This is a genomic window from Pedobacter sp. MC2016-15 (assembly GCF_026239695.1).
Lineage (GTDB): Bacteria > Bacteroidota > Bacteroidia > Sphingobacteriales > Sphingobacteriaceae > Pedobacter.
Genome location: NZ_JAPIVS010000004.1, coordinates 500937 through 524468, shown reverse-complemented (window position 1 = coordinate 524468; position 23532 = coordinate 500937). Strand labels below are relative to the sequence as shown.

The 23532-nt window shown below is 42.3% G+C and carries 14 protein-coding genes; all 14 read right to left on the bottom strand.

Annotation, left to right across the window (positions count from 1 at the left end):
- Positions 1 to 17: 17 nt before the first annotated feature.
- Positions 18 to 1304, bottom strand: coding sequence for a sugar MFS transporter (locus OQY15_RS14925; RefSeq protein WP_265792598.1), 1287 nt, complete (start codon positions 1302 to 1304; stop codon positions 18 to 20).
- Positions 1305 to 1329: 25 nt separating this feature from the next.
- Positions 1330 to 3249 (bottom strand): glucosamine-6-phosphate deaminase, encoded by a 1920-nt coding sequence (gene nagB / locus OQY15_RS14920; RefSeq protein WP_265792597.1) that lies wholly within the window; start codon positions 3247 to 3249, stop codon positions 1330 to 1332.
- A gap of 22 nt (positions 3250 to 3271) precedes the next feature.
- Positions 3272 to 5956, bottom strand: coding sequence for a glycoside hydrolase family 2 TIM barrel-domain containing protein (locus tag OQY15_RS14915; protein ID WP_265792596.1), 2685 nt, complete (start codon positions 5954 to 5956; stop codon positions 3272 to 3274).
- Between the two features lie 23 nt (positions 5957 to 5979).
- On the bottom strand, positions 5980 to 8268 hold the full coding sequence (locus OQY15_RS14910) for a GH92 family glycosyl hydrolase (protein ID WP_265792595.1): 2289 nt from the start codon (positions 8266 to 8268) through the stop codon (positions 5980 to 5982).
- Between the two features lie 17 nt (positions 8269 to 8285).
- Positions 8286 to 9722, bottom strand: coding sequence for an alpha-L-fucosidase (locus OQY15_RS14905; RefSeq protein WP_265792594.1), 1437 nt, complete (start codon positions 9720 to 9722; stop codon positions 8286 to 8288).
- Positions 9723 to 9910: 188 nt separating this feature from the next.
- On the bottom strand, positions 9911 to 11509 hold the full coding sequence (locus OQY15_RS14900; protein ID WP_265792593.1) for a SusD/RagB family nutrient-binding outer membrane lipoprotein: 1599 nt from the start codon (positions 11507 to 11509) through the stop codon (positions 9911 to 9913).
- A gap of 5 nt (positions 11510 to 11514) precedes the next feature.
- Positions 11515 to 14901 carry a SusC/RagA family TonB-linked outer membrane protein gene (locus OQY15_RS14895; protein WP_265792592.1) on the bottom strand — a complete coding sequence of 1129 codons (3387 nt, stop codon included), beginning with the start codon at positions 14899 to 14901 and terminating at the stop codon, positions 11515 to 11517.
- Positions 14902 to 15077: 176 nt separating this feature from the next.
- A complete protein-coding gene (locus tag OQY15_RS14890; protein WP_265792591.1) occupies positions 15078 to 16154 on the bottom strand; it encodes a FecR domain-containing protein in 1077 nt (358 codons plus the stop codon).
- A gap of 519 nt (positions 16155 to 16673) precedes the next feature.
- Entirely contained in the window at positions 16674 to 17258 is a 585-nt protein-coding gene (locus OQY15_RS14885) for an RNA polymerase sigma-70 factor (protein WP_265792590.1), read from the bottom strand.
- A gap of 333 nt (positions 17259 to 17591) precedes the next feature.
- Positions 17592 to 18560 (bottom strand): thioredoxin-disulfide reductase, encoded by a 969-nt coding sequence (trxB, locus tag OQY15_RS14880; protein WP_265792589.1) that lies wholly within the window; start codon positions 18558 to 18560, stop codon positions 17592 to 17594.
- Positions 18561 to 18681: 121 nt separating this feature from the next.
- On the bottom strand, positions 18682 to 19311 hold the full coding sequence (locus OQY15_RS14875) for a hypothetical protein (RefSeq protein WP_265792588.1): 630 nt from the start codon (positions 19309 to 19311) through the stop codon (positions 18682 to 18684).
- Between the two features lie 20 nt (positions 19312 to 19331).
- Positions 19332 to 20960 (bottom strand): acyl-CoA carboxylase subunit beta, encoded by a 1629-nt coding sequence (locus tag OQY15_RS14870; RefSeq protein ID WP_265792586.1) that lies wholly within the window; start codon positions 20958 to 20960, stop codon positions 19332 to 19334.
- A 359-nt stretch (positions 20961 to 21319) separates the two neighbouring features.
- Positions 21320 to 21904 carry a TIGR00730 family Rossman fold protein gene (locus OQY15_RS14865; protein WP_265792585.1) on the bottom strand — a complete coding sequence of 195 codons (585 nt, stop codon included), beginning with the start codon at positions 21902 to 21904 and terminating at the stop codon, positions 21320 to 21322.
- A gap of 89 nt (positions 21905 to 21993) precedes the next feature.
- Positions 21994 to 23463, bottom strand: a complete 1470-nt coding sequence (guaB, locus tag OQY15_RS14860) for an IMP dehydrogenase (protein WP_265792584.1) — start codon at positions 23461 to 23463, stop codon at positions 21994 to 21996.
- Positions 23464 to 23532: the final 69 nt, after the last annotated feature.

Genomic DNA, 23532 nt, shown 5'->3' with positions numbered 1-23532 from the left:
TTGTATTTGGTTTTTTGTTAGATAACGGGCTGGTTTTTTAGTACCGCAGTACTTTTGCCAACCTTACATCCGGAAGTAGCATAGTAAAAAATGTAAACATAACATGGCACCATGATCCAGTAAGCCTGCTGAGGGTTTACGATATCAGCCAATGCACCATAAAGCAAAGGAATAACTGCTCCTCCGGCAATACCCATAATCAGTAATGAGGAAGCAATTTTGGTGAACCTGCCTACGCCATTTAAAGCGAGCGGCCAGATCGCCGGATAAACCATTGAATTGGCGAATCCTAAAAGGGCGATAAACAGAACCGATACATAGCTGGTAGTGAAAATAGCCACCAGCGTCAGGATAACACCTAAAGCAGCAAACCACTTCATTGCATTTTCCTGGCTCAGGTATTTTGGAATACAAACAATTCCAACCAGATATCCCAGGATCATGCCGAGCAGTGTGAAGGAAGTAAAGAACTTGGCAGTAGCCAGCGGCACTCCCTGGTAAGCTCCATAACTGATCACTGTATCACCGGCCATTACTTCTACGCCCACGTACAGGAACATGGTAAGCACTCCCAGTAAAAGGTGAGGAAACTGGAATACACTGGTTTTACCGGCTGTAGCCATAGAAACAGCTTCATCTTCTTTATCCGCATCAATTTCCGGAAGCGTAGAAAAATAGATTAACACTGCCAGGATCAGCAATACAACGATAATTACCGCATAAGGTAAAATCACACGTGAGGCGAGCAGGTTCAGTTCAGCAACTTTTGCTGCCGGGCTCATTTCTGCCAGACGCGCATGGAACCCATCAGCATCCTTCAGTGCAATGGCACCTAAGATAATCGGTGCAATCGCACCGGCTACCTTGTTACAGATACCCATAATACTGATCCTTTTTGCTGCGCTGTCTGCGGGGCCTAAAATAGTAATATAAGGGTTGGAAGCGGTTTGCAGTAATGCCAGACCCGTTCCCTGCACAAATAGCCCCAGAAGGAACAGCGCATAGGTACGTGTGAGTGCTGCAGGTATAAAGATCAGTGCCCCTATTCCCATTACCACCAATCCCAAAGCCATTCCGTTTTTAAAGCCGGTTTTGTTCAGCACGCTTGCCGAGGGTATGGCCATTACCAGATAACTGATATAAAACGCAAAGGCAACCAGGTAAGACTCAAAGTTATTGAGTTCACATGCAAGTTTCAGGTAAGGGATCAACACTGAATTTAACCAGGTTACAAATCCGAATATAAAGAACAGAGCGCCGATAATAAATATCGGCTGTATTCCCTTTTTTACTGTAGTCGTCATTTAATTATGATGAGATAAGGTTAAATTAGAATTTCCATTTCACAAAAGCTTCCATCGCTTCGTACTCTGCCAGACCCAGCTGATCATAAGATTTTGCTGTTTCCTGCGTACGATCTTCTGCCCTCACCCAGAACTCTCTAGAGTCTTCACCCGGGAACACAGGAAGGTCCTTTTGCGACTGGTGTTTGAAGATGGCAAGTCTTTTTCGCTCTACTTCCTGCGGAGAAAGCGGCACCGCCATTTCAATTTCATGGGTTTCAAATTCATGCCATGCACCTCTGTACATCCACAACCAGCAGTCCTTAGTCCAGCTTTCAGTGGCACGCAGTCTGATCATCGCTTCAACGATAATATTGAAACATACTTTGTGTGTACCATGCGGATCTGCAAAGTCGCCCGCAGCAAAGATCTGATGCGGTTTTACTTCCTGTAAAAGTTCCATCGTTTGCACGATATCATCTTCGTAGCTCACGTTTTTCTGGAATTTACCCCTGTCATAGAAAGGCAGGTCCTGGAAATGGATACGCTCATCAGTTAGTCCGGCAAACCTTGCACCGGCAATTGCTTCACCTTTACGGATCAGTTTTTTTACGGTACGGATCTCTTCAGGATCAGTTTGGTTTGGCAGTTTTTTGCTGATAAACTCACGCATTTCGTTGTACGTTGCGCGCAGGTCTGAAGCCGTTTGAGACCTTGATTCTGCAAAATCAATGTTGAACTCCATAAATCTCAGTACATCATCATCCCAAACAGCGGTATTACCCGAAGTTTGGTAGGCCACATGAACCTCATGACCCTGATCTGCAAGGCGGATAAACGTTCCACCCATAGAGATTACATCATCATCAGGGTGCGGAGAGAAGATCACCACACGTTTTTGTGCCGGCTCGGCACGTTCAGGACGCTGGCTGTCGTCAGCATTAGGCTTACCACCCGGCCATCCAGTGATGGTATGTTGTAATTTATTAAAGATCTGGATATTGATATTATATACAGGACCGCGTTCTGTTGCCAGCTGCGCCATTCCGTTATTGTTATAGTTATCCTCCGTTAATTTAAGGATCGGTTTGTTCAGTTCTTTAGCCAGCCAGATCACCGCTTTGGTCACTGTAGTATCGTTCCACTGGCAATCTTTTACCAGCCATGGTGTATCAAAACGGGTTAAGGAAACAGCTGCATCTTTATCCAGAATAAACTCCACATTCGGTGAAAGCTGTAAGAAAGTAGCCGGTACATCAGAAGACAATTCACCTTCAACCGCTTTTTTCACGATAGAAGCTTTCTTCTCATTCCATGCCATCAGGATGATTTCTTTGGCTTTAAAGATCGTACCGATACCCATAGTGATAGCCTTGGTAGGTACATTGGCTACCCCTCCGAAATCACGTGAAGCATCTCTTCTTGTCAGGTCGTCCAGTGTAACCAGACGAGTTCCTGAGTTTGGCGCAGAGCCAGGTTCGTTAAATCCGATATGCCCTGTTCTACCGATACCCAGTAACTGAAGATCAATGCCACCAAATCCACTGATTTTTTGTTCATATTTTAAACAGAAGTCTTCGATATCTTCCCTTTCCAGCTCACCATCAGGAATATTGATGTTCTCAGGATTGATATCAATGTGGTTGAAAAGATTTTCGTTCATGAAGCGGACATAACTCTGGTCTGCATCAGGTTTCATCGGATAATATTCATCCAGGTTGAAAGTAACCACATTTGCAAAACTTAATCCTTCTTCTTTGTGGAGACGGATCAGTTCTTTATAAACTTTTACAGGTGTAGCACCCGTTGCCAGACCTAATACAGCCTGTTCACCTTTTTCCTGTTTTGAAATAATGAGTGAAGCGATCCTTTTTGCCACGTCAACGCTTGCAGCTTGTTCATCACTGTATACGGTAACTGGCAACTTCTCGTATCGGGTCTCTTCCAATAAATTTAATCTGGACATGTTTGTTTGAGTATTAGGTTATCTATGGATTTATTTGGATTGTTTGTTCATTACCAGCATAGTTAGTTAAAGTCAGTACTGGCATATCGGCTCCTTTTTCGGGGTTATAGTCAATAATAATCTTTTTTTCTGCACCCGGAAGAACAGAGAAATAGTTATCATCATAATATACCGGCAGGATTCTTTTTTTCGTTTTTGAATCTACAAGCGAGATACGATTGAAGAAATTTACCGGGCCATTAGCAGCATTGGTTAAAGTTACTTCGATCTTTCCGCTTTTCAGCTGTTTTGCTGAAGTTTTGAGTGCAGTAGATTTCAAGTCATTAAGACCTGAGTACATACCTTTTTCATCCGCCAGCCAGTATAAGTTATCACTTAACACCTTTTTGTTTTCATCCAGCAGCTGCATGGAAAGGAAGGAACCTTTTTTAGCCGACAACTGATCGATCATTTTTTTAAATGATCCTACTTTCTTGTAGCTTGACGGGTCCATGAAGCAGAATACCTGAGTGATCAGCGTTTCTTTACCATCCATATCGTAAGATTTGATGGCCAGCATCAGGCTGCGTTTAGCTTCAAAACCATTGTTTACCACATACACCATTCCATCCTCCTGGTTATACATAGAATGTAAGGATTCACTTCCTGAGCGCAAGCCAAATAAACATGCATTGGGGTCAAGGTAGTAATCATACATCTGTCCACGCATTGAGGTCCATGGGTTTTGAGTTTTCCAGATGATCACGCCTGTGTACCAGTCCCACATGTGTGAGCTGAAACCTTCCATCAAACCTCTGTACTGATCATAATTCACGAGCTGTGCTTTCAATGCGAAATCACCAATGCTGGTTGGTTTGCCATAAGGAAGGATGTGATCTTCATAACCTACACCCAGGTAGTTATGGTAATCCCAGACAGAATCAGCTTTTTCTGAAGGTCCTTTTGGTTCACGTTTGTCTACCGGAATAAATTGTGGTGCCACCAGGCTTGATTTAGGGAGGATACGCTCCAGTGACTCAAGATCACCCACGCCTACTGAGCCTACTTCTGAGTTGAAAGGCCAGGTCCTGGTGTTCCAGAAGGTAGATATTTTCTGGATGCCATAAGGGCCATCACCATTACCACCAAGCGTATTTCTGGACATGTCGTCAGAATTGGAGTAATCTACAAACCAGCGTGTACCGTCCAGCTCAGGAAGAATTTTATCTCTCAGAGGAATCAGGATATCTTCTGGCGGAGTAATTTCATTTCCTCCACACCAGATAGCCAGTGAAGGATAATTTCTGATCATCTTAATGGCATCAGCTGCAGATTCCAGGAACAAGTTGTGGTCATCCGGATATTTTCTGCGTGTCCATTGATCTTCAGATTTCAATGGATCTACCCAGCGGCCATTGGCATCGCCAGACATCCAGAAATCCTGGAATACCAGCATACCATATTTATCACATGCTTCATAAAATTCAGGACGTTCTACCAGTGAGCCACCCCAGATCCTGATCAGGTTGAGGTTCATATCGCGATGATACCTGATTTCTGCATCATATCTTTCTTTAGTTAAGCGCAGCATGGCATCAGACATGATCCAGTTACCACCTTTAATAAAGATCTTCTGTCCGTTTACACTGATTTGTTTACTGCTGGTGATCGTATTCCATTCCGTCTGGATTTCCCTGATCCCCACACTTACAGTTTCATTGTCAGTAACTGTAGTTCCTTTTTCCAGGAAACTGATCTTCAAATCATAAAGATCTTGTTTTCCATATCCTGCAGGCCACCAAAGTTTGGGGTTTTTGAATACCAGATCCGGGAATTTAATAGTTGAAGTGCTGTTTGGTTTAAGCAATACACTTTGTGTTACTTTTTTTCCGTCGATCGTATAGGCCAATGTACCGGATACCTCCTTGGCGGTAGCGTTTTTCAGCTCAGTTGTCACCTTGATGATGGCAGGCTCCTGCACCCCTTCGGCATTTCTTTTGCCTGGTACCAGTGTAACCACATGCGGGTTATCCAGGCTTACAGCACCCGTTCTTTCAATCACCACTTTATCCCAGATACCTGTATTTCTGTCTCTGATCGGGCGGATCCAGTCCCATCCGGCAGTATACTGAGAACCTACGCCACGGGCGATAGTTCCGTCACCACCCTGTCCACCGTTCGGGTTCCCAACTACATCCGGTGGGTGAACGATAACAGCAAGTCTGTTTGTTCCTGTTTTAGACAGCAACTTGGTGATGTTATAAGATTTTCTCAGGAACATTCCTTTGAAAGGTGCAGCATTTACCTTTTTACCATTCAGGAAAATATCGCAGCTGTAGTTGATACCCCTGAAATTCAGCCATACCTGACCGTCTGCAGCTGGAATAGCTTCCTTAAATTCCTTTACAAACCAGTAGGTATAATAATCCCTTCCTACAGTGTATACATCAGGAATCAGGTTATTGTTCATTCCAAAATATGGATCAGGAACTTCTTTATTCTCCAGCATTGTGGTTAATACAGTTCCTGGAACAACGGCTTTTTTCCAGCCCGAAGTAGAAAATGAGCCACCAGAGATTTCAGTTCCCTGAGCTTTCACCTGTGTTGCAGGCGCACATACCCAGCCGGAATTGAGTTCATACTGATCCTGGGCAGAAAGATGTCCCGCTGAGGCCAGCATGAGCAGCGATGTACACAGGTATTTGAGGGATTTAATTTGATTAAACATTATGGATTTCAATATAGTATTAATTATTGTGTAACTGAATATGGTCTGTCTGCTTGTTTTACACCCCATGTTGCAGAAGGTTTAGCGCCCATGTTGATGGTCATTTTACCTCCCTTGATCAGCTCACTGTGCATGATATATGATTTCGTATAAGGTTTGCCGTTCAGTGTGATCGACTGTATATATTTATTTGCTTTGCTATTGTTTTTTACGGAGAGGCTGAATGTCTTGCCATAACCAACTTTCATTGTTGCTTCATCTACCACCGGACTACCGAATACGTACATTCCGTTTGAAGGATTCTCAGGATAAAAACCCAGAGAAGAGAAGATATACCAGGCAGACATCTGACCCACATCTTCGTTTCCGCTCAAACCATCGTTTTCATCATGGTAAAGGTTGTCCATAATGTATCTTACTTTTTCGGCAGTTTTATAAGGCTGTCCAACATAAGCATACATATAGGTAATATGGTGACTAGGCTCATTGCCATGTGCATACTGCCCGATCAGTCCGCTGATATCCGGAGATGACTCGGCACCCATATCACCTTTCGCTTCAAACAGCGAATCCAGTTTTGCAGTGAAAGGTTTCTGACCACCAAGCAGACCAATCAGACCTTCAACATCCTGAGGTACCAGCCAAAGGTACTGCCATGCATTACCTTCAGTATAATCATCCTGACGGTGAATCGCCTGGAAAGGATTGAAAGGAGTTCTCCAGGTTTTGTTTTCAAAGCGGCCTCTCATGAACCGGGTTTCTTTATCAAAATAATTCTGGTAGCTTTTACCGCGTTTGATCCAGTAATCGTAGTCGGCTTTATTACCGCGGTTTTTAGCTACCTGCGCTACACCCCAGTCGGCCACAGCATATTCCAGTCCCATAGCCACTGATTCTACAGTGCTGTCGGCCGGAATAAAACCATGTTTTTGCAACAAGTTCAGTCCACGCTCTTTTCTCATACCTGTTGCTTTCAATGCCTCGTAAGCAAGGTCTTTATCAAAACCTTTGATGCCTTTCAGGTATGCATCTGCAACAGCTATCATTCCCGGATTACCTACCATACAGTCGGTTTCGTTACCCATCAGGTGCCATACCGGCAACCTACCCTGCTGCTGATAAATTGCCAGCCAGGTATTTACCAGATCTCCCGCTTTTTCACTGTTGATCAATGTCATTAAGGGCATTGCAGCTCTATAGGTATCCCAGAGAGAGAAGGTTGTATAGTTAGTGAATGGAGCATTCTTGTACACCTTTTTGTCTGTACCCAGATAATCACCGTTCACATCATTAAATACTGATGGTGCGATCATCGTGTGGTATAATGCTGTATAAAAGATTTTCATCTGTTTTGGATCAGCACTTTTGATCACTACCCTGCTCAGTTCCTTGTTCCATTCAGCATCAGCTTTTGCTACCTGTGCTTCGAAATTCCAGCCAGGTATTTCAGCTTTCATATTCAGTTTTGCATTTTCTACACTCACCGGTGAAATCGCAACTTTTAAGCTGACAGGACTACCGTCTTTGCTGTCAAATGTGGCTACCCCAAGCACTCCTCTACCTTTCAATTCTTTACCATCTTTTAAGCTGGTGCTGTCTGATACAGAAAAGCTTTTTACAGGTTTAGAGAACACCGCTGTAAAATAGATGCGCTGATCTGCTGCCCATCCTTTGGAATAGCGGTAACCAGAGATCGTTGTATCATTTTCCTGACGGATGAACGTCTCCATCGGTGCATCCCAGCCAATACCCTGTTTCAGGTTTAGAATGATCTTTGGCTGCTGCCCTGCCGGGAAGGTATATTTATGAAAACCAACTCTCTTGCTGGCAGTCAGTTCAGCTTTAATGCTGTAACGTTTAAGCATTACACTGTAATACCCCGGTTTGGCTACTTCATCCTGATGAGAGTACAGAGAAGTGTAACCACTTTTTTCGTCGCCCGCTTTACCTTCGGTAAGTTTTACGTCACCTGTAACTGGCATCACAGAGATATCTCCCAGGTCACCGATACCAGTACCGCTCAGGTGGGTATGTGAAATTCCCGTAACCGTCGTATCACTGTAGTGGTAGCCAGAGCACCAGTCCCAACCAGTAGATATATTCCTGATCCCTAACTGAACTGCACCGAAAGGTACATCTGCACCTACAAACACGTGTCCGTGTCCGCCCGTACCGATAAAGGGATCTACATATTTTGTGAGCTGGGCCGCAGGTTTTGTTTGCGCCAGTACCTGTCCGCTAAGGGCGGCAAGGATCAGTGTACCGCCAAGCATCAAACTTTTAACAGGAAGATGAAGGCGCTGAAGAGTCATTTGAAACATAATTGTAATTATTGTGCCGGGTATGTAAATGCCAGCGCACCGTAAACTGAAGTATTATTTTTTATAGATTCCGGGAGATGAACTTTAACTGTTGTTCCGTTCAGTTCCCATTTCACTGCTTTGTTTGTATTGAGCATCACCATTTTGCTGCCTTTTTTTGGAGCATTGCCAGTCCATTCAATGGTATTGGAAGAAAGATTATCCTTAAAGCAGTAGATCGCATTTTTAGTGTGTCTGTCTTTGCTTTGTGTAAACCAGGTATTTCCCTGATGATAATCAGGAGTGATCCTTGTTCCATAGATAGCTTTACCATTCGCTTTCATCCATTTTCCTATTTCTTCCAGACGCTGTGTAGCGATTTCCGGGAAGGTACCATCAGGACGCGGACCAACGCCAAGGAGTAAACTTCCACCTTTGGCAACCACCTCTACCATAGAGCTGATCACGGCATTGGGAGTTTTATACTGGTCGTTTTTCACAAATCCCCAGGCATTTCCTAGTGTTAAACAGCTCTCCCATGGGTGGTCCTGCTGAGTTTTAGGAATTGTTTGTTCAGGAGTCTGGTAGTTTTCATAAGGGCCATGTACTGTTCTGTCCACCATCAAGAGACCAGGCTGTGCTTTTCTTGCCATAGTGGCGATTTTAGGCATGTCTATTTCCTGGTTCCATTCCGGGATGGCAGCACCCCAGCTTCGAACCTCATCGTTGACAGTTTCCAGCGGGCGTACCCATCCACCATCCAGCCATAGGATGTCTATAGCGCCATAGTTGTTCATCAGCTCGCCGATCTGGTTATATGCAAATGACTTGAACTGGTTCCAGCGCCATGGATTTTTTCTGATATCGTAATTTGTATTGCGGTCTGGTGTAGCATATTTTGACCACCAGAAATATTGAGAATGCCAGTCCGGTTTAGAGAAATAAGCGCCGATCATAAAACCCTGTTTCCTGAAAGAATCGAAAACATATTTAGCTACGTCAGCTTTAGGGTTATTGGCGAAAGGGCCGGAGGCAATGTTGAAGTCGGATTGTTTGGTGTCAAACATCGAGAAACCATCGTGATGTTTGGTGGTAAAGATCATGTATTTCATTCCTGCATCTTTACCTGTTTTTGCCCATTGATCTGGGTTAAATTTTACGGGATTAAATTCTTTACTTAAGCCCCAATACCATTTTTTGTAATCTTCGTAAGCTACAGTACTATCTGGACGCTCGATCCAGCTTTCATTGCAAAGTTCCCAGGATTCTATAATTCCGGGGACAGCGTATAGTCCCCAATGGATAAGCATTCCGAATTTCTGGTCCTGCCACTGATCTAATTTTGTTTTAACAGCCTGATCCTTTGGCCACTCATAAATTGTAGATTGCTGATGTACGCCATTCTGGGCCTGTACTTTTACAGATAGGAGTATTAAGAATACAACTACCCAATTCAATTTCTTCATTAGAACTTATATTTTAGCTTGATAAGACAGGTGTCTCTGCTGATTCGTCAACTTATTATCCCATTAAATAGTGGTCCGGCATAAATAAGCATGTAATATCTTAAAAAAAATAGAAAGAACTCCCACCGGATTAGTATTATTTCACATTTGCTGTAAAACAATCTTCCGGCAGGAGTTTTCTCTAGGTATTAGTTAGCAACGTCCCACCATACCCTTGATGTAAGGAAGTCGCCACCTTGTAATGTTGCCACAGCAGCCAGATAGTTAGTACCGTTAGCAGTTCTTTCTGTTTGAGGATAAATCATCCTTCTTGGGATCGTACCATTGGTAACGTTACCCGGATAATTTACCGGAGTAAGTACAGGGAAACCTGATCTTCTCCAGTTGATCCAGCTTTCGATAAAGCTGAATGTAGCGTTTTCATTTGCCCAGTACTGTTCGTTGATCATTTTTAATTCCTGACCAGCAAGTAGTGGATGTGCAGCAGCAAAAGCAGAAGCAGTAGCTGCGTCAATTGTCGCAACAGTATTGATTTGTGCCAAACCTGTTAACGAAGCAGTTACTGCATTTGAGTAGTGTACAGCAGCAGAAGCACCTACAGCCCATCCGCGGAAAGCAGCTTCAGCTAAAAGGAATTCTGTTTCAGCATATGAAAGCGTCACAACTGGTGCATTCTGTGCAATGTAAATCGCTGATCTTGGTCTTGAATAGTTTCCAAGAACTGCCGCATCAGCTCCAGTACCTGAAGCGCCTGGATATCCCGGAGCTCTGGCAATATTTGTAGCACCCTCACCCAGATCATAACCATTTGGCATACCAACCTGGATCGCAGCTGCATTATTACCTGTTAAATCAAGATTTCTGTTGTTAGCTAAACCAGCAGGTGCAATCTCTGCGATAGCACTAATACGTGGGTCATTAGTAGCTTTCAGGAAATTAATGAAAGTCTGGCTCCATCTCACCTGCTGAAAATCGTCAGTAACGCGCAGTGCACCAGCACTTGCATTCCTGGTATCATCATATCCAGCATCGGTAAGGAAAATCATGTTGTCGCTGTTGCTTGCCATTAATCCACCAGCGTACGCTTTTTCTACCCATGTTTTAGCAGTGGCAGCATCCACTTTAGTTAAACGCATAGCTAATCTCAACATCAGTGAATAACCAGCTTTTTTCCATTTTGCTACGTCACCTTTGAAATAAAGATCACCGGCTGTCGCCGCTGCATTTGGATCCAGCGCATTGATTGCTGTTTCCAGATTAGTTAACAAAGCTACGTATACTGACTGCTGTGAGTCATACTTAGGAGTAACATTTCCGGCCTGAGCCATCAAAGCTTCAGAAAAAGGAATTGCTCCATATGTATCTGAAATACGCTGATATAAAAAGATCTGGTTGATCTTAGCAATCTGGATCACATTTTTGAACTTATTAGCATCCTGCGCAGTAGCTACTTTGATTGCCTGATCAAGTTTACTTAAGGCTGTATAACCTTCATTCCATTGTCTTGCCTGATAACCGATAGTACCACTGGTGTTCACATATTTGTCACCATTTCCATAGTACCCCAATGTACTGGCCAATCCCTGGACAGCCATCGATTGATACAACAATTGAGTATATCCTGTATTGGCATAACCCAGCTCACCGGATGTTAACAGGAAGTTTGGGTCTGTATCTGTGATTGTACCAGCTTTAGGGTCAGTGTTCGTGTCACCCAGGCGTTCTTTTGAACAAGAGGTGGTAAGCACTACCGCTGAGAAAGCAAGGTATATAAATATCTTTTTCATGTTGTCTATTTAAATTTGAAGTTAACATTGAAACCATAGGTTCTGGTGAAAGGTAGTGCACCACCTTCAACACCTGCAAGAGCAACCTGTGATGAGAAAGTATTCTCAGGATCGATGTTATCAGTACGTTTCATAATGGTGAAGAGGTTACGTGCAACCAGGTTAACACTGATTGATGAGAATGGTAATTTACCCAGCATGTTCTGCTTGAAAGTGTAACCTAAAGTAGCCTGACGGAATTTGATAAAGCTACCATCTAAAACTGCTAAACTATTTACATTTTGCATTAAACCAGTGTAATAGGTTTGAGCAGGAACATTAACGGTATTAACTGAACCATCTGCCTGCACACCCTGTGCAACAACACCACCTTCACGACCCGGCAAAGTAGCTTTGTTTAAACCGTAAGTATACGAGTAGAACTCAGTAGCAGAAAGGATTTTGTTACCAAATCTGTAGTCGATCAAGAAACCTAAGTTCCAGTTTTTGTAAGAGAAATCGTTGTTAAAACCACCGTAAGTTTTTGGAAGACCAGAACCCTGAGGTTTAAGATCGCCACGCAAAGGAATACCATTTGCACCAATTACGATATTTCCACTTGCATCATACTGATAATCATAAGCCATAATCTGAGCAACACCGTAGCCTTTAACAACCCCGATATATGCGTCACCTGGTCTATATGTTCCTGTATTCAATGGCGCATTTGTTCCACCATCGATGTTTAGAACTTCAGTTTTTACATTGGTAAAGTTGAAACTTGAATTCCAGCTAAAATTATCAGTTTTGATTGGCGTACCGCTCAGCATGATCTCAATACCAGTGTTTTTCGTAGATCCTAAATTTACAAATCTCGACTCAAAGCCTGATGCAACAGATGTTGTCGCTTTTACAACTTCACCTTCAGTTTTTCTGGTGAAGAATGCAGCGTCAATACCAATGCGGTTTTTCAGGAACTTCATCTCAGTACCAACTTCAAATTCAGATAGTGAATATGGTCTTAAGTTCGCATTTGGTAAAATGTTGCTAAAACTTGCTGCAGTATTGTTATTGATTGGATTACCAATTGTATAATATTGCTGTGTTAAATATGCATCTGCTGGCTCACCACTTGTTTTTGCATATGAAGCTCTTAATTTACCAAAGCTTAATGGCTCCCATTTCGTTAATTGTGAGAATACAAAACTTGTCGATACTGAAGGAGTAAAGATGCTATTGTTATCAACAGGTAAAGTAGAGAATTGGTCATACCTTCCTGTAGTACTCACGGTAATTAAACCTTTGTAGCTGAAATCCGCTGTATAGTAAGCAGATGGCGTTTCTCTTCCGTTATAATCGTAATTGATATTTCTGGTTTTAACGTTTGTTGCTGTATACAGGTAAGGAATAATGAAACCCTGACCACTTGAGCCTGTTGACTCGTAAGTAGCTTTACGGTAGTTTCCTCCGGCACTTGCACTGATATTGAAATCTTTAACAACTTCCTTATTGAAGCTTAACAATACGTCAGCATTCATCTCAGTTCTTTGTGCTTGCGTCAAACCATTTAATTGTCCCAAACCACTGTTAGAGTAGGCTGTTCCATATGGAGTTACCGAAAGAGCGCGGTCATTTGTAAGGTCGTATCCTAAACGAGCTTGTAATGACAAATAGCTGGTGAAATCATATTTAGTTGAAATCGCACTGATGAAACGTTTACGTGAGTTGTTGTTCACCAACTGGCTCGTCACAAAATACGGATTAGTTACATAAGCATTGTCATTCCATGGCATTTCCATACCTGTAACAGTATCGTATCCCGGAGCTAAAGAGGTAACATTTAAACTTGTTGGAAGAAACTGCAATCCGTAGTTAGCATTTAATGGTGAATCACTCAGGTAAGCTTTATTCTTATCCTGCTGATCGATATAATTTGCTACCAGGTTGAAAGATAATTTATCACTCAGTTGTTGATTGGTACTGAAGTTGAAAGTTTTTCTTACCAGGCCACTGTTTGGCAATACTGATTTTGCATCCAGATTAGCAGCAGAGAAACGGTACGTTCCTTTATCGCCACCACCAGCAACTGAGATACTGTTGGTCAAACTTGGTGCTGTACGATAGAATGTACTTACATTGTTGGTTACAGCTGAATAAGGGTGAAGCTGACCGTCAGCAGCAATAGTTGGCGCTCCGTCCAGTCTTGCTCCCCACGAGTACAAACCTGAGCTAATTGCAGAGTTTTGATTTGTAGGTCTTGCACCCAGTTGTCCCTGACCGTACTCATATTGGTAGTCAGAATTATCAACGGCTTTATCAAACTGTAAGTTGGCATTGTACTCAATTTGTGCTTTACCTTTTTTACCAGTTTTTGTAGTAATGTTAATTACACCGTTTGCAGCTCTTGCACCGTATAATGCAGAAGCCGTAGAACCTTTCAGTACTGTCATGCTTTCTACGTCATCAGGGTTGATGTTGCTGAAACCATCACCACCGTCAGATCCACCATACTGACCAGCACCAGTTCCCCTTTGTGAGTTATCGATCGGCACACCGTCGATAACGATCAAAGGAGTAGTACTACCTGTAAATGATGTAGCACCACGGATGTTTAATCTTGCTGATGCACCAGGACCTCCACTTGTACCACCTACACTCAAACCAGCCACACGGCCGCTTAATGAGTTGGCAACGTTAGATTCCCTTGCTTTAGTCATCACTTCGCTATCAACTTTAGTTACAGAATAACCTAAGGTCTTCTGGTCTTTAGTGATACCCAAAGCAGTAACTACAACCTCATTCAGGTCATTTGCATTTGGTTTGATGCTAACATTAATCGTAGTTCTGCCGTTTACAGGAATTTCCTGTGGAGCATAACCGATATAAGATACGATCAGCACAGCATTATCTGGCACGCTCAGTGAGAACATACCTTCAGCGTTTGTAGTCGCGCCACCTTTACCACCTTTAATTTGTACAGAAGCACCGATAACTGGTAAACCAGTTTCATCAGTTACTTTACCTGTAACAACAACATCAGCTTTCTGGCCAGCAGGTACGATAACTACCAGGTTGTTTGCCAGAACATTGAAAGTAAAGCCAGTATTTTTAAGGGCTTCAGTAAGGATATATGGTACATCCTTATCAGTTACATCCAAACTGATCGTTTTTCCTGCAGGAATTTTACGGTTGCTGAACATGAACCTGTATTCAGACTTAGCTTCGATTTGTGCAAGCACATCTGTAAATTCTGCAGAGTTTACCTTTACAGATATTCTCTTCTGTGAGTATACACCGGCAACTGCACTCAGATTGAGTGTAAGCAGCAGTCCGCATGTAACTTTAATTACGGCCAGTGATTTGGCTGGCGCATTTTTAGGCACTGCGCGTTTTAAGCGCGATAAAAATTTCATACTAGTTATTTTAGCGTGATAATCCAATCTTCCCTGAGGAAGATTAAATATTAGACAATTGGTTTTTTTGCTCGATTTGGGATTGGCTTACTCCCGCATGTCGTTGCTACGTGGAAATCTCTCTCATATAATCTGGGTTAGTTGTTACTGTTTTGTTTATTTATTAGTTGTTATGCTTAAAAGATTCTGATTGCAGAATCGTTGATGGTGTAATTAAACTTCTCTGTTAACTGGAGTGCCCTTAGTGCCTCGCCAATATTTTCTTTTTCAATGATGCCGGTAAATCTTAGTTGTTTTGGATTCTCGCTGTCGAAACTGATGTCAACATTGTACCATCTTTCCATACTTCTGGCAAGAGTGGAGAAATCTTCATTTTTGAAAGTCAGTTTATTGTTTGTCCAGGAGGTTTCTATTATGGTAGCATGATCAGGCTCAAAATAAGTGAGCTGTCTCATCGATGTATCAATGTCATTATTGGTTAGGGCAACCCTCCTATTATCACTACGAAGATTTCTGAACACAAGTTTTTGCGAGGGTTTCAAATAGATCTGCTTCTTGGACAGGTTATTCAGTGTCACTGTAATCGCACCGTTTAATAAGGTCGTTTCTGTAAGTCTTTCGTTAGAATAGGCTTTAACGTTAAAAGTAGTACCGAGTACCTTTATATCCATATCCTTTGTATGGATAATAAAGGGATGTGCTGCATCCTTGCTTACATCAAAAAAAGCTTCCCCAATCAGAAACACCTCCCTGGTAGAATCAGAAAAGTGAGCAGGATATTCCAGCCTGCTATCGGCATTCAGGCGGATCTCTGTTCCATCAGTGAGGGTAAAGACAGAACGAACTCCTTTTGGGGTTTCTTTGATCAGCAGCTCTTTTCTGTAGGTAAGAAAACTATGGTATACAAAAAAAATGCAGCAGGCCATCAGTAAGACCGCAGCTGATTTAGACATCCAGTTTAATATAGGGGCAGATGATACTTCCTCTTCCACATGATCAGCAAATTCATATGCTGGCAGCAAAGACTCTTCTCCTGTCTCACCGCTGTCTATCTTCTGCTGGATACGTTTAAAAAGCGAACTGCTGTCATATTCGGCTTTGTGGCTGTTTGACCAGTATGCCCTCAGCAGATCTTCTTCTTTCCTGTCATAAAATGGCTCTCCCCGTAAATAGATTAATTCGCGCTTTTCATCCACCGAGATTTCTCCGGTCAGATCTTTGGTAAGCAACTCAATAAATCTATCTTTTCCCATTCAGCTTTCTTTTAAGAGCGTTCACCTATATAGACACGGATCTTTTATCAAATGCTTACAAGAATTAAAAATAATTTTAAATAGATAGTGTATTTTTGACACTTAGCTATATTTTTAACGATTAAAATTATAAGAATCACCTATTTTATCAAAAACCTCATACACTTTGAGCTTTATTTAATCAAAAAAATATAAAACAGAATAAAATATGCTATTTATACGCGCATTTACAGCAATAAATACAACGGAATCAATTCGAAATGACACATTTCAACATTAAATACTCAAAACCAACCTCATTTATTAGCAATTACTTTAAAAAGGGAGGAATATATTAATGTGAAGCTAATATAAGGCGATTGTGAAGGCCACAACGCTACAGAATACGCTCAGAAAAAGATTAGCCTGCTGTAGATGCCTTCTGCTGCGCTTCAGCAGCAGGCAGCATCGTTAGCAGGCTAATCTTTTTCAGGCGAAGCCAGATGATCTTAGAAAAGAAATTGTATACTATATATAGTATTATACAAATTTTGACAGGAGGTTCTTCACGCTTAGATAAGGGCTCATCTCTACGCTGAGCTTTTTCATTGCCCTCAATATTTGCGTCTGCACTGTTTTATGGGAAATATTAAGTATTTCAGCTACCTCTTTGTACTTCATTCCATCTTCTTTGACAAGCTGGAAGATAATTTTACACTGTTGCGGCAGCGTATCGATAGCCTGATCAAGCTTAAAGAATAGTTCTTTCCTTTCGATCTCAGCCTCAGGGTTACTATACGCTACAATTTCGCTATGGGTATCTTCGATCTCAACAAGCTGCACAGCTGCATTTTTTCTCAGATGATTCAGAGAACGGTTTTTTACCGAAATAAAGATATAAGTTTCCAGATTCTCTACTTCCAGCATTTTTATCCGCTGATTCCAGAAGCTAACAAAAACATCAGCAACTATTTCCTCAGCTATTTCTTTTTTATTAACATACAATTCACAGAACTTAATCAGCCGGGTATTGTAGATCAAAAAGAAATGTTCAAATGACTTATGGTCATTATCACATGCTATTTTAGTCCATAGTATCTTTAAATCACTTCCTTTTTCTATCAAAATAGGTATGTTAAAACGTTTTATCAACTTTGCAAACTGAATTTATGATTTATATATCAGAAAATCAACCTTATCCGAAGTTTACAGCAAATGTGTCGTTGAATTGACCATAATATTGCAATATAGAACAGCAAAATATTAAGTCAGGGATTCAGGAGACATAACTTATCTAAAATTACTAACAGAATTAAGCAATTAAAATGAGCTGACATATTGCGCAGACATATATAACTGTCATAAGACTATAAATAATCAATTGGGCCTGCAAGTTCAAACCAGCAGGCCCAATTAATTTAACAGCTAAATAGCTTAATTATCGCAGTGTCAGATTACTTACGAAAGCACTTTTACTTCATCTTCCCTGGCAGCCAGGTAGCGTTCAGCATCTAGTGCAGCCATACATCCTGAACCGGCAGCAGTAATGGCCTGACGATAATAGTGATCCTGTACGTCTCCGCAGGCAAAAACACCTTCAATATTTGTTTTGGTACTACCTGGAATGGTTTTTAAATAACCTGTATCATCCATTTCCAGCCATCCCTTAAACATATCAGTATTCGGTTTATGACCGATAGCCACAAAGAAACCTTCAACTGCAAGATCAGACTCCTCACCTGTCTGGTTGTTATGGATTCTCAGACCTGTTACGTTCTTACCGTTACCTAATACTTCTTTAGCCTCTGAGTTATAGATCACTTCGATATTTGGTGTATTCAATACACGGTTTACCATAGCTTTGGAAGCCCTGAACTCATCACGGCGAACAAGCATATATACTTTTTTACATAATTTAGCCAGATATGTTGCTTCTTCGGCAGCAGTATCACCCGCTCCCACGATGGCTACATCCTGATTCCTGAAAAAGAAACCATCACAAACTGCACAGGCCGAAACACCGAAACCATTGTAATGAGACTCACTTGGTAAACCCAGCCACTTAGCAGTAGCACCTGTAGAGATAATTACGGTATCAGCTGTAATTGTTTTGATCTCGTCTACCACTACTTTATGTGGCATTGAAGAGAAATCTACTGAACTTACATAACCGAAACGGATGTCAGTTCCAAATCTCTCTGCCTGCTTGCGGAAATCTTCCATCATTTCAGGCCCCATCACACCGCTGGGATATCCCGGAAAATTATCAACATCAGTAGTCTGTGTCAGTTGTCCCCCAGCTTCCATTCCGGTATATAATACTGGTTTAAGATCTGCCCTTGCAGCATAAATTGCAGCAGTATATCCCGCAGGTCCCGAACCAATGATAAGGCATTGAACGTGTTCTATTTCTTGAGTAGTGTCCATAATATTTTTTCTATGATAAGCCCTGAGGTACCAGCATTAATATATGCGTTGAAAATTACCCGGGATTAATTAATATACAAAATTACGCTTTAATATGAGAATGCGCAAAAGGTTCATCTGCTTAATTGACATTTTTGCCCTGTGCCTGCTTATCGCGCAGTTTCCTGCCACTCAGTGAAGAGATGAGTTTATCGTCTACATATTCATCTTCCTGTTTACCGCCCCGCATTGCCCATGTACCATTCTTCTTTCCGCTGGCATATAAACCAGAAATCTGTACTGTTCCATTATTATCGTAAGACTGGTACAGACCGTTTAAATCTCCCTGTACATAAGTTGCCATCTGTTTCACTTTTCCGTCGGCATAAAAGCTAAGCCATTTACCGGTACGCAGACCATTGATATACTTTCCGCTCAACACAACATAACGGGCTTTCCCATTGATTTCATAGCCCAGGTTCGTGTAGTTATTATCAGGAGTAATCCAGTCATAATAGACAAACTGACCGTGAGGTACCTGCAGACTGTCGTCCTTAAAAGTGCCAGAGGTAAGCAGAACACCATCGAAATCAAATTTTTTAAAGGTATAAACAGTATCTCCCTCCACCTTTCCAAAAACTGCATAGTTGATGGCCAGGGTAGAGTCTGCTACGATACGATCACGCGCATCAAGTAAAATCGTTTTAACCTGGCTAAATGCAGTATTAATGCTGCCTGCAAAAAGCAGGAAACAAAAAATTATTCTCTTCATATTAATATCAAATTTAGCAACTAGGTCTGGATAATTCCGACATTGAATTGTCTTTTTATTGGCGACTGATTAGCGGCTTCAATACCCATAGAAATCACTTTACGTGTTTCCAGCGGATCAATAATTCCATCCACCCATAACCTTGCCGCAGCGTAGTAGGGAGTGGTTTGGCTATCGTATTTTTCTGTAATTTCCTTCAGCATTTCTGCCTCTTTCTCCGGGGTAATCACCTCAGCTCTGGCTTTCAGTGAAGCTGCTTGTATTTGTAGTAATGTCTTTGCAGCCTGTGAGCCACCCATTACTGCAATTTTTGCTGTTGGCCAGGCATAGATCAACCGTGGATCGTATGCCTTTCCACACATCGCATAGTTTCCTGCACCGTAGGAATTGCCGATTACAATCGTAAATTTAGGAACCACGGAATTTGCTACTGCGTTTACCATTTTTGCTCCATCCTTGATAATCCCACCCTGTTCAGATCTGCTGCCTACCATAAAACCGGTAACGTCCTGCAGAAAGACCAGCGGGATTTTCTTCTGGTTGCAGTTCATGATAAAACGTGCGGCTTTGTCTGCACTGTCAGAATAGATAACTCCGCCAAATTGCATCTCTCCTTTTTTTGATTTCACGACTTTTCTCTGGTTGGCGACAATGCCTACTGCCCAGCCGTCAATTCTACCCAGGCCACAAATGATACTTTGTCCATATTCCTTTTTATATTCTTCAAATTCAGAATCATCTGTTAGCCTGTATATGATTTCATGCATATCATATTGCTTTTCCCTGTTTTCAGGAAGCAGGCCATATAGCTCCTGAGGATCAAGTCTGGGAGCGGCAGGCTTTATCCTGCTGAAACCGGCATTTTCTGGCTGCCCCAGCATACTCATAATATTTTTGATACTATCCAGACAGGCCTGATCATTGGGATGTTTATAATCCGTAACGCCCGATATCTCGCAATGCGTGGTAGCACCACCAAGGGTTTCATTATCCACATCCTCTCCGATAGCGGATTTTACCAGATAGGAACCCGCGAGAAATACAGAACCAGTACCATCAACAATCATCGCCTCATCACTCATGATTGGCAGATATGCTCCGCCAGCAACACAGGAACCCATGATTGCCGAGATCTGGACAATCCCATCGGCAGACATCATCGCATTGTTTCTGAACATACGTCCAAAATGTTCCTTATCAGGAAAGATTTCATCCTGCATGGGCAGATACACGCCGGCACTGTCAACGAGATAGATCACCGGCAAACGGTTCTCCATCGCAATTTCCTGTGCGCGAAGATTTTTCTTTGCGGTCATCGGAAACCAGGCACCAGCTTTAACAGTAGCATCATTGGCAACGATCATACACTGCCTGCCAGATACATAACCAATACCAGTCACTACACCTGCTGAAGGACAACCACCCTGCTCTGCGTACATGCCCTCTGCTGCGAAAGCTCCTATTTCCAGGAACTCTGTACCTTCGTCGACCAGGTAACTGACACGTTCTCTAGCCAGCATTTTACCTTTTTCCTTTTGTTTGGCCGCACTCTTTTCCCCACCACCTTTATATATAGTCTTAAGCCCGGTTTTCACTTCGTAAACCAGCTGTTTATTGACGTCTTCGTTTTTATTGAATTCGATATCCATTGAGGCAAGATAAAGGTTATCTCTGAAATTACGGAAAATCAGAGATAATTAACGTTTTGCTAAACAGGGTTATTGTCATTGATACACCCATGTTCAGGTATTACTTTAAGCATAGGAGAATCATCACAAAACCGTCTGCAGTCCATAGCTTCTATACCCTACCAATACCACAATAATACCACAACAATACCAAAATGGTATAGATGCGGTATTATTGTCCTAAAGTTATCGTATAGTTGGGGTATAGAAGGTATAGTGCAGTTATGTGGTTGAGACGAATTCCGACCGCTGTTGAAGATACCATAATATGAAGTAATCTGCTTCCGGATAAGGAAATCGTCAGTCGCTGAAATGAAGACTTAGATCAGATCTCTATCTTTGGGCCACAAAGGATCCGGAACTGTAGTAAATGCTTTCATCTTCCGCAGCAGGACGCCTGGCTGATCCGAGTCGATCACCAGTTTCCTGTGATCTGCTTTCAGCATGCGTTGCTCAACCATTACATCCAACTGCGCAAAAAGATGGTCATAGAAACCATTCACATTTAAAACACCGATAGCTTTGCGATGCAGCCCCAACTGCAGCCAGGTGAGTACCTCAAAAAACTCTTCGAGTGTTCCGAAACCTCCGGGAAGAATGATAAAGCCATCAGCGAGGTCAGCCATTTTTTGTTTACGCTGATGCATATTCTCTGTGATGATCAGCTCGGTTACCTCCATGTTTCCTACTTCAAGATCGAGAAGGAACTGGGGGATTACTCCTGTAACCAGGCCCTTTTTCTTCAACACTCCATCAGCAATCATACCCATCACACCAAGACTGCCACCACCATAAATTAAACGGATCTGCTGATCAGCAAAAGCGGCTGCAAGATCTTCAACAGCCTTTGACAACAATGGATCGCCATTGAAATTGGCGCCGCAATACACACATATTGATTTCATAAACAGAGAGATAATTTAGGTTATAAATAAAAAAATCATCTCAGCGGCCTGAGGCTTGAGATGATTTCAATAGTATATTAAAAGTTCTATTAACGTGAATAGTTTGGAGCTTCCTTAGTGATAGAGATATCATGTGGGTGACTCTCCCTCATTCCGGCAGCAGTAATGCGGACAAATTTTGCTGCCTGAAGTTGTTCAATTGTAGCAGCACCGCAATAGTGCATTCCTGCTCTCAGTCCACCAACATATTGATAGATCACCTCTGACAGTGTACCTTTATATGGAACACGGCCAACGATACCTTCAGGAACAAGTTTAGTAACTACATCTTCTTCATCCTGGAAATAACGGTCTTTAGATCCTACCTGCATCGCTTCAACAGAACCCATACCCCGGTAAGATTTAAACTTACGACCTTCGTAAATGATAGTCTCACCCGGTGATTCTTCTACTCCTGCAAATAAGGATCCAGCCATGATTGAGCTTGCTCCCGCAGCGAGTGCTTTAACGATATCCCCTGTTTGTTTGATACCACCATCGGCAATTACAGGAATACCTGTTCCTTTCAAAGCCTGGGCACATTCATAAACTGCATATAGCTGAGGTACTCCCACACCTGCTATGATTCTTGTGGTACAGATAGAGCCCGGACCGATACCAACTTTTACAGCATCAGCACCAGCTTCTGCGAGTGCTCTTGCTGCATCAGCAGTAGCGATATTACCTGCGATCACCTGTAGTTCAGGGAAACGTGCTTTAATCGCTTTTACCATCTCGATTACACCTTTGGAGTGTCCGTGTGCAGTATCTACCGTCACTACGTCTACACCGGCCTGAACCAAAGCAGCTACACGGTCAATATTGTCGGCAGCAACCCCAACGGCAGCACCAACTCTCAACCTGCCACGCTCGTCTTTACAAGCTTTAGGATAGTTTTTATATTTCTGGATATCTTTGAAAGTGATCAGTCCTGCAAGATGACCGTCTTTGCTGATCACCGGGAGCTTTTCAATTTTGTAGTCCTGTAAGATTTCTTCAGCCTGAATAAGCGTTGTACCTTCAGGAGCAGTGATCAGATTTTCACTGGTCATGACTTCAGATACCGGACGTTGCATATCTTTTTGGAAACGCAGATCGCGGTTAGTAATGATACCCACAAGTTTGTTGTCGTTATCAATGACAGGGATACCGCCAATTTTGTATTTGGTCATGATCTGGAAAGCATCTGCGATCACTGCGTCTGCACGAAGTGTTACAGGATCCTGGATCATACCACTTTCAGAGCGTTTCACTTTGCTGACTTCTTCAGCCTGGCGTGCAATGCTCATATTTTTGTGCAGAATACCAATACCGCCGGCTTGCGCAATAGCAATAGCTAAGCCCGACTCAGTAACGGTATCCATCGCAGCAGATACTATAGGTACATTTATACGGATTTTTTTCGTCAGGTAACTTCCGGTGTCTACATCACGTGGAAGAACTTCAGAATAGGAAGGAACCAATAATACGTCATCGTATGTCAGGCCTTCAGCAATAAATTTTTGGGGATCGAGTTGCATAGCAAATAATTAGGAGTTATTACTTGCCGGGCAAAGGTAAACAAATTATTGCGAATCCGAAATTGTTTT